The sequence below is a fragment of the Trinickia sp. HAY1-2D genome (genome assembly GCF_056754935.1).
This window is the reverse complement of the sequence record NZ_JBPGWX010000002.1, coordinates 300480-315078: the sequence shown is the minus strand read 5'-3', so window position 1 is coordinate 315078 and position 14599 is coordinate 300480. Positions and strand designations below refer to the sequence as shown.

Below are 14599 nucleotides of genomic sequence, written 5' to 3'. Positions count from 1 at the left end.
AACACCTTAACGCGCGCATGACGCGCTGAAATTTTGGCAGGGGCAGAGGGAATCGAACCCCCAACCTTCGGTTTTGGAGACCGACGCTCTGCCAGTTGAGCTATACCCCTAAACCAGTTGGGGTTGGCTATGACACCAACCCCGAAACCACAGACCACCGAGACTTGCTGGCTTACTCGATGATCTTCGCAACAACACCTGCGCCGACGGTACGGCCGCCTTCGCGGATGGCGAAGCGCAGGCCTTCTTCCATGGCGATCGGCGCGATCAGCTTGACCGTGATCGCCACGTTATCGCCCGGCATCACCATTTCCTTGTCCTTCGGCAACTCGATCGAGCCCGTCACGTCCGTCGTACGGAAGTAGAACTGCGGACGGTAGTTGTTGAAGAACGGCGTGTGACGACCGCCTTCGTCCTTGCTCAGCACGTACACCTCGGCGGTGAAGTGCGTGTGCGGCGTGATCGAACCCGGCTTGGCCAACACCTGGCCGCGCTCCACGTCTTCACGCTTCGTGCCGCGCAGCAAGATCCCCACGTTATCGCCCGCTTGACCTTGGTCCAGCAGCTTGCGGAACATCTCCACGCCCGTGCACGTCGTCTTCACCGTCGGCTTGATACCGACGATTTCGATTTCCTCGCCAACCTTGATCACGCCCCGCTCGACGCGGCCCGTCACGACCGTGCCGCGACCCGAGATCGAGAACACGTCTTCCACCGGCATCAGGAACGCACCGTCCACCGCACGCTCCGGCGTCGGAATGTACGTGTCCAGCGCATCGGCCAGGTTCATGATCGCCACTTCACCGAGTTCGCCCTTGTCGCCTTCCAGCGCCAGCTTGGCCGAACCCTTGATGATCGGCGTGTCGTCGCCCGGGAAGTCGTACTTCGACAGCAGCTCGCGCACTTCCATTTCCACCAGCTCGAGCAGCTCAGCGTCGTCCACCATGTCGCACTTGTTCAGGAACACAATGATGTACGGCACGCCGACCTGACGCGCCAGCAGGATGTGCTCACGCGTTTGCGGCATCGGGCCGTCAGCGGCCGAGCACACCAGGATCGCGCCGTCCATCTGTGCCGCGCCCGTGATCATGTTCTTCACGTAGTCCGCGTGGCCCGGGCAATCGACGTGCGCATAGTGACGGTTCGCCGTCTCGTACTCCACGTGCGCCGTGTTGATCGTGATGCCGCGCGCCTTTTCTTCCGGCGCCGCGTCGATCTGGTCGTACGCCTTTGCCTCGCCGCCGAACTTCGCCGTCAGCACCGTCGTGATTGCCGCCGTTAGCGTGGTCTTGCCGTGATCCACGTGACCGATCGTGCCGACGTTCACGTGCGGCTTGGTCCGCTCAAACTTACCCTTGGCCATTTTCGACTCCTAAGAGGATTTTCCGTATGTTGCGCCGCACGCAAACAAACACTGACATCGCTGGTGCCCATGGGCAGGATCGAACTGCCGACCTCTCCCTTACCAAGGGAGTGCTCTACCACTGAGCCACATGGGCGCTACTTCTTGGCATTGGAGCGGGTGAAGGGAATCGAACCCTCGTCGTAAGCTTGGAAGGCTTCTGCTCTACCATTGAGCTACACCCGCTAAGGCTTCACGATCGTGCCTTCACGATTCCTGCTCTTCACTGCTGCTCGCAGCTTGCATTCTGGTGGAGGAGGTTGGATTCGAACCAACGTAGGCGTAAGCCAACAGATTTACAGTCTGCCCCCTTTAGCCACTCGGGCACCCCTCCGCAGAGAACGGGTGATTATGATGGCAATGGCGCGCAAAGTCAAGGCCTGCGCCGGTACCAAGCCAATCAACGCTCTCATTTAATAATGGGTGCCGACCGCGGTCGGGCGCCCAAAGCAAAAACCCCCGGTCTGCTTGTCGCGAGCCGGGGGTTTTATGCACGTTGCGTAGGTCAGAGTAGGCACTGAGGTGCGCACTCTGCCTGGCAGAGGGAGCCTGACGATTACCTACTTTCACACGGGCAATCCGCACTATCATCGGCGTGGAGTCGTTTCACGGTCCTGTTCGGGATGGGAAGGGGTGGGGCCGACTCGCTATGGTCATCAGGCATGACTTGTTGCTGTGCGGCTTGGGCTGCACAGCCAATCTGGGAAGAAGTGGGGGTGTAATGGGGGGGAGTGACGTATCGCTAGTGAGGAGTTCACTAGGGCAAAGCGCGGATCACAACCTGGGCATATAAAACGCTCCGGTTATAGGATCAAGCCGTACGGGCAATTAGTATCGGTTAGCTGAACGCATTACTGCGTGTACACACCCGACCTATCAACGTCCTGGTCTCGAACGACCCTTCAAGGGGATCAAGTCCCCGGGGATATCTCATCTTAAGGCGAGTTTCCCGCTTAGATGCTTTCAGCGGTTATCTCTTCCGAACATAGCTACCCGGCGATGCCACTGGCGTGACAACCGGTACACCAGAGGTTCGTCCACTCCGGTCCTCTCGTACTAGGAGCAGCCCCCTTCAAATATCCAACGCCCACGGCAGATAGGGACCAAACTGTCTCACGACGTTTTAAACCCAGCTCACGTACCTCTTTAAATGGCGAACAGCCATACCCTTGGGACCGGCTACAGCCCCAGGATGAGATGAGCCGACATCGAGGTGCCAAACACCGCCGTCGATATGAACTCTTGGGCGGTATCAGCCTGTTATCCCCAGAGTACCTTTTATCCGTTGAGCGATGGCCCTTCCATACAGAACCACCGGATCACTATGACCTGCTTTCGCACCTGCTCGACTTGTCGGTCTCGCAGTTAAGCACGCTTATGCCATTGCACTATCAGCACGATTTCCGACCGTACCTAGCGTACCTTCGTACTCCTCCGTTACGCTTTGGGAGGAGACCGCCCCAGTCAAACTGCCTACCATGCACTGTCCCCGAGCCCGATTCAGGGCCCAAGGTTAGAACCTCAAACAAACCAGGGTGGTATTTCAAGGACGGCTCCAGCAAGACTAGCGTCCTGCTTTCATAGCCTCCCACCTATCCTACACAGATCGGTTCAAAGTCCAATGCAAAGCTACAGTAAAGGTTCATGGGGTCTTTCCGTCTAGCCGCGGGGAGATTGCATCATCACAAACACTTCAACTTCGCTGAGTCTCGGGAGGAGACAGTGTGGCCATCGTTACGCCATTCGTGCAGGTCGGAACTTACCCGACAAGGAATTTCGCTACCTTAGGACCGTTATAGTTACGGCCGCCGTTTACCGGGACTTCAATCAAGAGCTTGCACCCCATCATTTAATCTTCCGGCACCGGGCAGGCGTCACACCCTATACGTCCACTTTCGTGTTTGCAGAGTGCTGTGTTTTTATTAAACAGTCGCAGCCACCAGTTTATTGCAACCCCTTCACCCTTCTGGCGCAAGCCAGTCAAGCTACCAGGGCGTACCTTATCCCGAAGTTACGGTACCAATTTGCCGAGTTCCTTCTCCCGAGTTCTCTCAAGCGCCTTAGAATACTCATCTCGCCCACCTGTGTCGGTTTGCGGTACGGTCATCATGAGACTGAAGCTTAGAGGCTTTTCTTGGGACCCCTTCCGATTGCTTCGCAGCTTAAAGCCGCTCGCGCCACACCCTTGAATTACGCGCCCGGATTTGCCTAAGCGCCTTCTCCAATGCAGCGACCGGGACGTCCAACACCCGGACAACCTTCCGCGATCCGTCCCCCCATCGCATCTCACAATGGTGCAGGAATATTGACCTGCTTCCCATCAGCTACGCATTTCTGCCTCGCCTTAGGGGCCGACTCACCCTACGCCGATGAACGTTGCGTAGGAAACCTTGGGCTTACGGCGAGGGGGCCTTTCACCCCCTTTATCGCTACTCATGTCAGCATTCGCACTTCTGATACCTCCAGCATCCCTTCCGAGACACCTTCGCAGGCTTACAGAACGCTCTCCTACCATGCGTGTACTCCTTCAAATCCACCTTGCATTACACCCAACGATCATTGTTGAGCGCTTTGTCGCCACTGACGTGGCGACAAGCTTGGTGCACTTGAAGGAGTACACGCATCCGCAGCTTCGGTATATGGCTTAGCCCCGTTACATCTTCCGCGCAGGACGACTCGATCAGTGAGCTATTACGCTTTCTTTAAAGGGTGGCTGCTTCTAAGCCAACCTCCTGACTGTTTTAGCCTTCCCACTTCGTTTCCCACTTAGCCATATTTAGGGACCTTAGCTGGCGGTCTGGGTTGTTTCCCTCTTGACACCGGACGTTAGCACCCGATGTCTGTCTCCCGTGATTGCACTCTTCGGTATTCGGAGTTTGCTATGGCGAAGTAATCCGCAATGGACCCTTCAACCATGACAGTGCTCTACCCCCGAAGGTGATACACGAGGCACTACCTAAATAGTTTTCGGAGAGAACCAGCTATTTCCAGATTTGTTTAGCCTTTCACCCCTATCCACAGCTCATCCCCTAACTTTTCAACGTTAGTGGGTTCGGTCCTCCAGTACGTGTTACCGCACCTTCAACCTGGCCATGGATAGATCATCTGGTTTCGGGTCTACGCCCAGCAACTGAACGCCCTATTCGGACTCGCTTTCGCTACGCCTGCCCTAATCGGTTAAGCTTGCTACTGAACGTAAGTCGCTGACCCATTATACAAAAGGTACGCCGTCACCCGTTTCCAGGCTCCGACTGTTTGTATGCATGCGGTTTCAGGATCTATTTCACTCCCCTCCCGGGGTTCTTTTCGCCTTTCCCTCACGGTACTGGTTCACTATCGGTCGATCACGAGTATTTAGCCTTGGAGGATGGTCCCCCCATCTTCAGACAGGATTTCACGTGTCCCGCCCTACTTGTCGTACGCCTAGTCCCACCACACTGTTTTCGCTTACGGGGCTATCACCCGCTATGGCCGCACTTTCCAGAGCGTTCAGCTAACAGCACAGCTAACTCGTACAGGCTCTTCCCATTTCGCTCGCCACTACTCTGGGAATCTCGGTTGATTTCTGTTCCTGCGGTTACTTAGATGTTTCAGTTCACCGCGTTCGCCTCTCGTAGCCTATGTATTCAGCTACGGATACTCCATACGGAGTGGGTTTCCCCATTCGGACATCCCCGGATCAAAGCTCGTTTGCCAGCTCCCCGGGGCTTTTCGCAGGCTACCGCGTCCTTCATCGCCTGTGATCGCCAAGGCATCCACCACATGCACTTGTTCGCTTGACCCTATAACGAGAGCGTCTCTTTACTCCACATGGGAGCGGATTCGCCACCGCTACAGGTTTGAGTTCTCGCGTTTGCCGTATTCCAAGTGAACTTTCGATCACTTTTCATACTGATACAATCACTACCCTGATATCTTCCACGTCCATCTCACAGACGCTTCCAATATCCATTACTACTTCTTCCAGATTGTTAAAGATCGACAGTCGATAACTACATCGCACTGACTGGCTCAATCGCCAATGACAAAGACTCAACCACTTGCTGAATGTTTGTCATTGATGATTGGTGGAGGCAGACGGGATCGAACCGACGACCCCCTGCTTGCAAAGCAGGTGCTCTCCCAGCTGAGCTATGCCCCCAGCATAACCAATGTGAGACTCAGGTCACCCCGTCGCTTACTCCACCGCTTAACTCCCTTCGGGAGTGAGATGCTCGTAAGTGCTAAAGCACTAACGATCATCGCAATGGTGGGTCTGGTTGGATTCGAACCAACGACCCCCGCCTTATCAAGACGGTGCTCTAACCGACTGAGCTACAGACCCCTGAGTCTGTCAATCTTCACAGTCGATAAGCGTGAGCACTTAAGCTTTGAGCGTTCGCTCGAGAAAGGAGGTGATCCAGCCGCACCTTCCGATACGGCTACCTTGTTACGACTTCACCCCAGTCATGAATCCTACCGTGGTGACCGTCCTCCTTGCGGTTAGACTAGCCACTTCTGGTAAAACCCACTCCCATGGTGTGACGGGCGGTGTGTACAAGACCCGGGAACGTATTCACCGCGGCATGCTGATCCGCGATTACTAGCGATTCCAGCTTCATGCACTCGAGTTGCAGAGTGCAATCCGGACTACGATCGGTTTTCTGGGATTAGCTCCCCCTCGCGGGTTGGCAACCCTCTGTTCCGACCATTGTATGACGTGTGAAGCCCTACCCATAAGGGCCATGAGGACTTGACGTCATCCCCACCTTCCTCCGGTTTGTCACCGGCAGTCTCCTTAGAGTGCTCTTGCGTAGCAACTAAGGACAAGGGTTGCGCTCGTTGCGGGACTTAACCCAACATCTCACGACACGAGCTGACGACAGCCATGCAGCACCTGTGCGACGGTTCTCTTTCGAGCACGACCACCTCTCAGCGGCCTTCCGTCCATGTCAAGGGTAGGTAAGGTTTTTCGCGTTGCATCGAATTAATCCACATCATCCACCGCTTGTGCGGGTCCCCGTCAATTCCTTTGAGTTTTAATCTTGCGACCGTACTCCCCAGGCGGTCAACTTCACGCGTTAGCTACGTTACTAAGGAAATGAATCCCCAACAACTAGTTGACATCGTTTAGGGCGTGGACTACCAGGGTATCTAATCCTGTTTGCTCCCCACGCTTTCGTGCATGAGCGTCAGTATTGGCCCAGGGGGCTGCCTTCGCCATCGGTATTCCTCCACATCTCTACGCATTTCACTGCTACACGTGGAATTCTACCCCCCTCTGCCATACTCTAGCCTGCCAGTCACCAATGCAGTTCCCAGGTTAAGCCCGGGGATTTCACATCGGTCTTAGCAAACCGCCTGCGCACGCTTTACGCCCAGTAATTCCGATTAACGCTCGCACCCTACGTATTACCGCGGCTGCTGGCACGTAGTTAGCCGGTGCTTATTCTTCCGGTACCGTCATCCCCCCATCGTATTAGGACGAGAGTTTTCTTTCCGGACAAAAGTGCTTTACAACCCGAAGGCCTTCTTCACACACGCGGCATTGCTGGATCAGGGTTGCCCCCATTGTCCAAAATTCCCCACTGCTGCCTCCCGTAGGAGTCTGGGCCGTGTCTCAGTCCCAGTGTGGCTGGTCGTCCTCTCAGACCAGCTACGGATCGTCGCCTTGGTAGGCCTTTACCCCACCAACTAGCTAATCCGCCATCGGCCGCCCCTTGAGCGCGAGGCCCTTGCGAGTCCCCCGCTTTCCTCCATAGAGCGTATGCGGTATTAATCCGGCTTTCGCCGGGCTATCCCCCACTCCAGGACACGTTCCGATGTATTACTCACCCGTTCGCCACTCGCCACCAGGGTTGCCCCCGTGCTGCCGTTCGACTTGCATGTGTAAGGCATGCCGCCAGCGTTCAATCTGAGCCAGGATCAAACTCTTCAGTTCAATACCTGTTACTGTTTTCGACTCTTTACGAGTCGGTCGCTCACTCAACGTACTGACGTGTTTTCGATTCCATCCATTGCTGGATAGCTCGAAACCTTCCTCAATACTGTGTGAGACTTGATACTTTCGCTTAGGCACGTCACTCCGAAGAGTCACGTGCCGCTCGCCGCATCAAGTGCCCACACTTATCGACTGTGAATTGTTAAAGATCGCGTCGCTCAACCGCTTGCCGTCATCACCACCCGGCTCACCGTCTTGCGTTGCTGCTTAAGCAGCAGAGAAGCGAGATTATGCAGCCCTTCTCGTACATCGTCAACTGGTTTTTTCTCGCTTCGCTTAAAACCCGTCGACCGCGGCACGCTGCAATCCTGCGCCTCTCAAAGAGGATGCGAATAGTAGGCCAAGCAGACTCGCATGACAAGCCCGTGAACCAAACTTTTTCAGCGCCCGCGCGCGGCCGCTACGACCGCCTCGAGTGGGACCGCACGCGCCATCGCCGCGTACCCGGCATCGCTCGGATGGACGTGGTCGCCGCTGTCGTACTCGGCGCGCAGCCGATCGGGGCGGGCGCCGTCACGCAATGCCACATCGAAATCGACCACGCCATCGAAACCCCCACCGGTGCGGATCCAGCCATTGACCGCCTGGCGCACGCTTTCGCGCTCTGCCGGCAGCGATGCGGGGGTGAGCGTCGCACCGAAGATCCGGATACCGCGCGCGTGCGATGCGGCAACCAACCGGCGATAACCCTCGATCAAATCGCGCGCCGCGACCCGCGTATGCGGCCCGTCGCAATCGAGCCCCTTACGCGGAGGCATCGACGCAAAATTGATGTCGTTGATCCCGATCATTACGATCGTCGCCTTGACACCGGGGCGCGCCAGCACGTCGCGCCCGAAGCGACGTTCGAGCGCCTCGCCGTAGCACGGCGAATCGCTCAGAAGACGGTTGCCGCTGATGCCGAGATTGAGCACCGCTGTCGAACGTTCGCCCGCCTGCGCAAGGCGGCGCGCTAACGCGTCAGGCCAGCGCCGGTTCTGGTCGAGGCTCGAACGCATGCCGTCCGTGATGGAATCGCCGATCGCCGCAACGGCCGAGGCCCCGGCCGTCTCCACGCTGATGCCCGTCACCCACGCGTGCTCCGTAAAACGCGTCGGATAAGCACTGGCGCCGGGATCGCCGGCATGATCGCCCGGCGCGGAAACATAGTTCACCTGATTCGCGACGCGATGCCAGGCGCCCAACACCTGTCCAGGCGCGGCATGGGCACTGACCGCATAGGCGAGCCCGGCATCGAGTTTGAAGGAAATGGCGTCGCTCTCGATCTCCTGGCCCGGCAGCAGTTCGATCGATGCGTGTCCGCCGAAGGTGACCGGTGCCGACGCGGGAGGCTTCGTCGCCGCGCCTGCCGCCGAACGCGCAAGTCGCACGTCCGTCAATACCAAGGGCGCACGTCCGTAAGCGTTGCTCAGGCGCAGCCGGACGCGCTCGCCCGACAGGGTCGGATAGACGATCTCGCGAACGGTCCGGTTGCCGACCTCCGGGGCGCGATAAAGCGGCGGCGGGTTGCGCAACTCGGGGATCGACTGTAGCGCCGTCGCCCAGGCCTCCACCCATTGCGACTGGCCTCGGCCAGACTCCGCGGCGGGCGCACGCACTGCCGCCAAGCACAGCAGCATCGAACAGCCCAGGCCGCTGAGTACCTTCGAAAAGCGGTAACGCATGAAATCAGTCCGTCGAAAAAGTGCAGATTGTGCACCATTCCGACGACGCCGCTATCCGGCGGCGGTCCATGGGTTCAACGCATTGGATTTCACGGGCGGCATCGCCCCATAGCGGATGGGACGAGACTGCCGCCTACGCCGGCTGACGCGCGGCGCGCTGTGGGCTGCCGACCTTGCGAGCGAGCAAGACGATGATGACGAGCGTTGCCACGTAGGCCACGACCTGGATCCCTGCCGGGCGCGCCGTATAGCCGATGAGCGTATGAAGCATCTTGCCGACGATACTGGTTTCCCGGAGCAGCCAGGAAGTGTCCCAGACCGTATCGCCCCACGATGGCACGAGACCGGCAGCGAGAAGGAAACCCACTCCCTGGCTCGCCATGCCGGCGGCAAGCAAAACGATGAGTCCGTTGGTGACACCGAACAGGCGCTTCAGCGGAATCTGCAGCAATCCCGCGTACATTGCAGCACCGAGGCCGACGCCGCCGATAATGCCGAGCAGCCCGCCCACGATCATCTGGGACGTCTGCCCAGGCTCTCCCGCGGCGATCCCATACAGGAAGAGGACTGCTTCCGAGCCCTCTCGCAGCACCGCAACGCCCACGACGATGGCAAGCCCGGTCAGCGGCGTGCTGCCGGCGGCGACGGCTTTACCGATCGCCGAAAGCTGCCGCGTCATTTCACGGCTGTGTTTGCCCATCCAGATGCTGTGCCATGCGAGCATGACGACCGCGACGAACATGACGCCCGCGTTGAACACCTCCTGCCCCATGCCCGATGCCCACGACGAAATGACGTCGGCAAAGGCCGCAATGAGGCCCGCGCCCACGACGCCGCCAACCAGGCCGCCGCCGACCCACCTGCCGCGACGAGGCACCCCTTTGGTGGCCGCGAGGACGATCGAGACGACCAGCGCGGCTTCGAGAACCTCGCGAAAAACGATGAGAGCGGTGGAGAGCATGATCGGCGCGCAGTGAGGTTGTTACTTGACGGTCAGCCGGGTCTTGGATTCGGCTTCGTGGTACTCGTCGTGAAACTCGTAGGTTCCGGCTTTCAGCGGCCCCACCAGGATGTCGACCTGCTTGCCCGCGGGAATCACCTTCTCGGCTTTGAAATCGTCGCTTTCGAATTCGGCCGGCGTCGCATCGAGGTTCTTCACCGTGACCTTTACCTTCTTGCCGGCCGGAATGGTCAGCCCATCCGGAGCGAATTTGTGGTCCTTCAACGTCAGGCTGTACGAATCGTCCGCGGCAACCGCACTCGATGTGTACAGGGCCGCGGCGGCGAAGAAGAGAACGGGGACGGCGAAGGCGCGTGTGGTTTTCATGGAGGACTAAAGAGTTTCGGGTTTCGACGTTTAATAATGAGAAGGATAATACGAGCGATTCTCATCATCAACGAGATATCCATGCGAGTTGCATGGCTTACCGCGCGTGCGCACCCGGACCGGGGTACCGGCGCGCAGCCACGCGCCTGCTTCTCGATGCTCGGCTCGCGTTATTTTATTGACCGACCGGTCGGTTGGTTTATAATCGCCATGACCGAGACCGATCGAGCAGGAGCGCTCAACCTCATGTACACCCAATCCCTCGATATTCCGGGCAACGTCGCGCCCCCCGAACCCGGTTCGGGAACGCCGGGCGAAGCCCGCTTCGATGCCGTCATCGCCGCGGACGGCAAGATCGAACCGCAGGACTGGATGCCCGACGCCTACCGCAAGACGCTCGTGCGGCAAATTTCGCAGCACGCGCATTCCGAGATCGTCGGCATGCTGCCCGAAGGCAACTGGATCAGCCGAGCTCCGAGCCTGAAGCGCAAAGCGATTTTGCTCGCCAAGGTCCAGGACGAAGGCGGCCACGGACTCTACCTGTATAGCGCGGCCGAGACGCTCGGCGTGTCGCGCGATGCGCTGATCGACGCGCTGCATGCCGGTCGAGCCAAATATTCGAGCATCTTCAACTACCCGACGCCGACCTGGGCGGACGTCGGAGTGATCGGCTGGCTCGTCGACGGCGCCGCGATCATGAATCAGATTCCGCTATGCCGCTGCACGTATGGGCCCTACGCACGCGCGATGATCCGCATCTGCAAGGAAGAGTCGTTTCATCAGCGTCAGGGCTTCGATGCGCTGCTGGCGATGATGAAAGGCACGGATGCCCAGCGTGCCATGGTGCAGCAAGCGGTCGATCGCTGGTGGTGGCCCGTGCTCATGATGTTCGGCCCGAGCGACAAGGAGTCGGTGCACAGCAATCAATCGGCGCAGTGGGGCATCAAGCGCATCTCGAACGACGATCTGCGCCAGAAGTTCGTCGATGCGATCGTCGAACAAGCGAAGGTACTCGGGGTGACGTTGCCCGACGCCGACCTTCGATGGAACGAAGCGCGCGGTCATTACGATTTCGGCGCGATCGACTGGGAAGAATTCAAACGCGTCCTCAATGGCGACGGCCCGTGCAACAAGGAACGGCTCGCTACGCGCGTCAAAGCGCACGAGGCCGGTGCCTGGGTGCGCGAAGCGGCCCTCGCCCATGAGGAAAAACAGCGCCGGCGCGCGCAGCAACGCGCCGCCTGACGCCTTGCCACGCGAGGCGTCGGCTCGTAACCGCAAATCACGCATTCGAGGAGTGTTTCGATGAACAAAGAATGGCCGATCTGGGAAGTGTTCGTGCGCAGCAAGCAAGGGCTCGATCACAAGCACTGCGGCAGCCTGCATGCGGCGGATGCGTCGATGGCATTGCGCATGGCGCGCGACGTCTATACGCGCCGCCAGGAAGGCGTGAGCATCTGGGTCGTGCCGGCCGCGGCGATCACGGCCTCCGATCCGAATGAAAAAGGCGAGATGTTCGATCCCGCCGGCGACAAGATCTATCGACATCCGACGTTCTATACGCTGCCGGACGAAGTCAATCACATGTAATCGCGCCATGACCATCACGCCCGAACATCTCGCCTATATCCTGCGCCTCGCAGACAACGCACTCGTCCTCGGACAGCGAAACGCCGAATGGTGCGGCCATGGCCCCGTACTCGAAGAGGACATCGCGCTCGCCAATATGAGCCTCGATCTGATCGGGCAAGCGAGGCTGCTCTATTCGCATGCGGCCGCGCTCGAATTGACGCTCACGGGCGCAGTGAAGACCGAGGACGATTACGCCTATTTTCGCGACGAACGCGCTTTCGCCAATTACACGCTGCTCGAACTGCCGCATGCGGGCCCGCTCGGCGCAACGGCGCAGGCGCCGCGCGACTATGCCGTCACGATAGTGCGCAATTTCCTTTATTCGGCGCTGATGGCGTACATCTGGCGCGCGCTCGAGGCTTCGCTCGACGCCCAACTGGCCGCCATCGCGTCGAAGTCGGTCAAGGAAACGCGCTATCACCTGCATCACGCTCAGGGCTGGCTCGTGCGCTTCGGGGACGGCACCGACGAATCGCACCGGCGCGCGCAAGCGGCGCTCGATTATCTGATGCCTTACACGCGCGAATTCTTCGATGCCGACGCTTTGGAAGACCAGGTGGCCGCCGCGGGAGTCGGCGTGCGCACAACGACGTTCGAAGACGCATGGCGCGCTGAAGTCACGCGCACGCTCGACGAAGCGACCCTCGTCATGCCCCCCGTCGAGGGACATGTCAGTACCGGCAAGCATGGCGAGCACTCGGAGCACATGGGCTTTCTGCTTGCCGAAATGCAGTCTCTCGCGCGCCACCATCCCGGCGCGAGCTGGTAAGCGAGCCGCTCGCTCAACGTACGTGCACTGGGTCGAACCGATATGCGCCACGCATCCAACACTTCCGATCACGCCGGCTACGGGTCCGGCTCTCGTGCGAACCCGCCGGGCGATGTGCTCGCGCGGGCATACCTTGCGCTCGAAGCGGTGCCGGATCCCGAGATTCCGGTCGTATCGATCCGCGATCTCGGCATTTTGCGAGAGGTGAGACGAGCGGCCGACGGCACGCTCGAAGTCGTCATCACGCCGACCTATTCAGGGTGCCCGGCCATGTCGCAGATCGCCGAGGACATTGGCCGCGCGCTCGATGCCGAAGGCCTTGCGCCCTATCGCATCGAAACGGTTCTGGCGCCGGCATGGACGACCGACTGGATCACGGAGGCAGCGCGCGAAAAACTGCGCGAATACGGCATCGCGCCGCCCACCGGGTCCGCGGCGGTAGATCCGGCGCAGGGATCCGGCGCCGAGCGCGTCATCCGCTTCGCGCCGCGCGCGAACGAAGCCCCGCCGTGCCCGCGCTGCGGCTCCGCCCAAACGCAACGGCTCGCGCAATTCAGCTCGACAGCATGCAAGGCGCTCTATCGTTGCCTCGATTGCCGCGAACCATTCGACTACTTCAAACCTTACTGAATATGGCGACTCCGCAATTTCATTCGCTGCGCATCTGCGAGGTGCGGCCCGAAACCGCCGATGCGGTCTCCGTTTCCTTCGAGGTGCCCCCCGAACTGCGCGATGCCTACCGGTTCACGCAAGGCCAGTTCGTTACGCTCAAAGCTCATGTCGATGGCGTCGAGATGCGGCGTTCCTATTCGATCTGCGTCGGCGTCACCGACTACGAGCGCGACGGCGAACTGCGCATCGGCGTCAAACGCGTGCGGGGCGGGCGGTTCTCGAATTTCGCATTCGAGACGCTGCAACCGGGCCATACGATCGATGTAATGACGCCTGATGGACGTTTCTTCACGCATTTGAACGCGGAGCACGGTAAGCAATACGTCGCGTTCGCGGGCGGCTCGGGCATCACGCCCGTGCTCGCGATCGTCAAGACGACGCTCGAGATGGAACCGCGCAGCAGGTTCACGCTCATCTATGGCAACCGCGATGTCGACTCGATCATGTTCGCCGAGTTGCTCGAGGATCTCAAGAACCGGTACATGAGCCGTTTCGCGCTTTATCACGTGCTGTCGGACGACATTCAGGAGGTCGAACTATTCAATGGCGTGCTCGACGAAGCAAAGTGCAAGGCATTTCTCGACGAGCTGATACCCGCGTCCGCCATCGACGAAGCGTTCATTTGCGGGCCCGCTCCGATGATGGATGCGGCCGAGCGGGCGCTCGCGGCCGCCGGTGTCGAGCCAGCCCGCATCCATGTCGAACGGTTCGGTACGCCGCTGCCGCAGGCTGGAGCGCCCGCGGTCGAGATCACGGAGCAAACGCGCGCCGCCGACCTCGAAATCGTGCTCGACGGCAAACGTCGCAAGCTGCGCCTGCCTTACGAAGGGCCGAGCCTGCTCGACGTCGGCCTGCACGCGGGGCTCGCGCTGCCTTACGCCTGCAAAGGCGGCGTGTGCTGCACCTGCCGGGCGAAGGTGATCGAGGGCGAAGTGAAGATGGATAAGAACTACACGCTCGAAGAGCAGGAAATCCGCGACGGTTTCGTACTCACTTGCCAGTGTCATCCTGTCAGCGAGCGGGTTGTAGTGAGCTACGACGAACGCTGAGCCGGGCGTTGCGGCGTTTGGCTTACACTAGCGGCCCGAGCGGGCGACCCGCCGCGCACCGACGCAGCTCGACAAGCCGCGTCGCGCGGCGTTTCGCGTTTCAC

General features: G+C 59.5%; 9 protein-coding genes, 6 tRNA genes and 3 rRNA genes. 5 read left to right on the top strand and 13 right to left on the bottom strand.

Annotated features, from left to right (window positions below; translation table 11 throughout):
- Positions 1 to 34: 34 nt before the first annotated feature.
- The 13 genes from ACR9ZC_RS08385 to ACR9ZC_RS08325 form a co-directional block, all read right to left on the bottom strand.
- Positions 35 to 110: transfer RNA gene (locus ACR9ZC_RS08385), tRNA-Trp, on the bottom strand.
- 62 nt (positions 111 to 172) lie between these two features.
- Positions 173 to 1363 (bottom strand): elongation factor Tu, encoded by a 1191-nt coding sequence (gene tuf, locus ACR9ZC_RS08380; protein WP_481579957.1) that lies wholly within the window; start codon positions 1361 to 1363, stop codon positions 173 to 175.
- 61 nt (positions 1364 to 1424) lie between these two features.
- Positions 1425 to 1499, bottom strand: a tRNA-Thr gene (locus tag ACR9ZC_RS08375).
- Between the two features lie 15 nt (positions 1500 to 1514).
- Positions 1515 to 1588 (bottom strand) — tRNA-Gly (locus ACR9ZC_RS08370).
- A 62-nt stretch (positions 1589 to 1650) separates the two neighbouring features.
- Positions 1651 to 1736: transfer RNA gene (locus tag ACR9ZC_RS08365), tRNA-Tyr, on the bottom strand.
- A gap of 213 nt (positions 1737 to 1949) precedes the next feature.
- Positions 1950 to 2063: ribosomal RNA gene (gene rrf, locus ACR9ZC_RS08360) — 5S ribosomal RNA — on the bottom strand.
- Between the two features lie 146 nt (positions 2064 to 2209).
- Positions 2210 to 5184, bottom strand: a 23S ribosomal RNA gene (locus ACR9ZC_RS08355).
- 283 nt (positions 5185 to 5467) lie between these two features.
- Positions 5468 to 5543 (bottom strand) — tRNA-Ala (locus tag ACR9ZC_RS08350).
- Between the two features lie 106 nt (positions 5544 to 5649).
- A tRNA-Ile gene (locus tag ACR9ZC_RS08345) sits at positions 5650 to 5726 on the bottom strand.
- A 63-nt stretch (positions 5727 to 5789) separates the two neighbouring features.
- Positions 5790 to 7322, bottom strand: a 16S ribosomal RNA gene (locus ACR9ZC_RS08340).
- The 16S, 23S and 5S rRNA genes sit together here with 5 tRNA genes alongside, the layout of an rRNA operon.
- A gap of 440 nt (positions 7323 to 7762) precedes the next feature.
- The gene (locus ACR9ZC_RS08335) at positions 7763 to 9046 is read right to left on the bottom strand and encodes an SGNH/GDSL hydrolase family protein (RefSeq protein WP_481579956.1); all 1284 of its coding nucleotides are present in this window, start codon (positions 9044 to 9046) and stop codon (positions 7763 to 7765) included.
- Between the two features lie 133 nt (positions 9047 to 9179).
- On the bottom strand, positions 9180 to 10007 hold the full coding sequence (locus ACR9ZC_RS08330; RefSeq protein ID WP_481579955.1) for an FTR1 family iron permease: 828 nt from the start codon (positions 10005 to 10007) through the stop codon (positions 9180 to 9182).
- Between the two features lie 21 nt (positions 10008 to 10028).
- Positions 10029 to 10373, bottom strand: a complete 345-nt coding sequence (locus ACR9ZC_RS08325; protein WP_481579954.1) for a cupredoxin domain-containing protein — start codon at positions 10371 to 10373, stop codon at positions 10029 to 10031.
- 246 nt (positions 10374 to 10619) lie between these two features.
- On the opposite strand from ACR9ZC_RS08325, the gene paaA reads away from it, so the two are divergent.
- The 5 genes from paaA to paaE are packed head-to-tail and all read left to right on the top strand — an operon-like array spanning position 10620 to position 14495.
- A complete protein-coding gene (paaA, locus tag ACR9ZC_RS08320; RefSeq protein WP_481579953.1) occupies positions 10620 to 11618 on the top strand; it encodes a 1,2-phenylacetyl-CoA epoxidase subunit PaaA in 999 nt (332 codons plus the stop codon).
- 60 nt (positions 11619 to 11678) lie between these two features.
- Positions 11679 to 11963: a 1,2-phenylacetyl-CoA epoxidase subunit PaaB gene (gene paaB / locus ACR9ZC_RS08315; protein WP_331571953.1), complete on the top strand. Its 285-nt coding sequence runs from the start codon at positions 11679 to 11681 to the stop codon at positions 11961 to 11963.
- A 7-nt stretch (positions 11964 to 11970) separates the two neighbouring features.
- Positions 11971 to 12774, top strand: coding sequence for a 1,2-phenylacetyl-CoA epoxidase subunit PaaC (gene paaC / locus ACR9ZC_RS08310; RefSeq protein ID WP_481579952.1), 804 nt, complete (start codon positions 11971 to 11973; stop codon positions 12772 to 12774).
- Positions 12775 to 12816: 42 nt separating this feature from the next.
- Entirely contained in the window at positions 12817 to 13404 is a 588-nt protein-coding gene (gene paaD / locus ACR9ZC_RS08305) for a 1,2-phenylacetyl-CoA epoxidase subunit PaaD (protein WP_481579951.1), read from the top strand.
- 2 nt (positions 13405 to 13406) lie between these two features.
- Positions 13407 to 14495, top strand: coding sequence for a 1,2-phenylacetyl-CoA epoxidase subunit PaaE (paaE, locus tag ACR9ZC_RS08300; protein WP_481579950.1), 1089 nt, complete (start codon positions 13407 to 13409; stop codon positions 14493 to 14495).
- Positions 14496 to 14599: the final 104 nt, after the last annotated feature.

Coding starts and splice junctions, on each gene's coding strand:
- tuf (WP_481579957.1), bottom strand. CDS start 1,363: ATGGCCAAGGGTAAGTTTGAGCGGACCAAGCCGCACGTGAACGTCGGC.
- ACR9ZC_RS08335 (WP_481579956.1), bottom strand. CDS start 9,046: ATGCGTTACCGCTTTTCGAAGGTACTCAGCGGCCTGGGCTGTTCGATG.
- ACR9ZC_RS08330 (WP_481579955.1), bottom strand. CDS start 10,007: ATGCTCTCCACCGCTCTCATCGTTTTTCGCGAGGTTCTCGAAGCCGCG.
- ACR9ZC_RS08325 (WP_481579954.1), bottom strand. CDS start 10,373: ATGAAAACCACACGCGCCTTCGCCGTCCCCGTTCTCTTCTTCGCCGCC.
- paaA (WP_481579953.1), top strand. CDS start 10,620: ATGTACACCCAATCCCTCGATATTCCGGGCAACGTCGCGCCCCCCGAA.
- paaB (WP_331571953.1), top strand. CDS start 11,679: ATGAACAAAGAATGGCCGATCTGGGAAGTGTTCGTGCGCAGCAAGCAA.
- paaC (WP_481579952.1), top strand. CDS start 11,971: ATGACCATCACGCCCGAACATCTCGCCTATATCCTGCGCCTCGCAGAC.
- paaD (WP_481579951.1), top strand. CDS start 12,817: ATGCGCCACGCATCCAACACTTCCGATCACGCCGGCTACGGGTCCGGC.
- paaE (WP_481579950.1), top strand. CDS start 13,407: ATGGCGACTCCGCAATTTCATTCGCTGCGCATCTGCGAGGTGCGGCCC.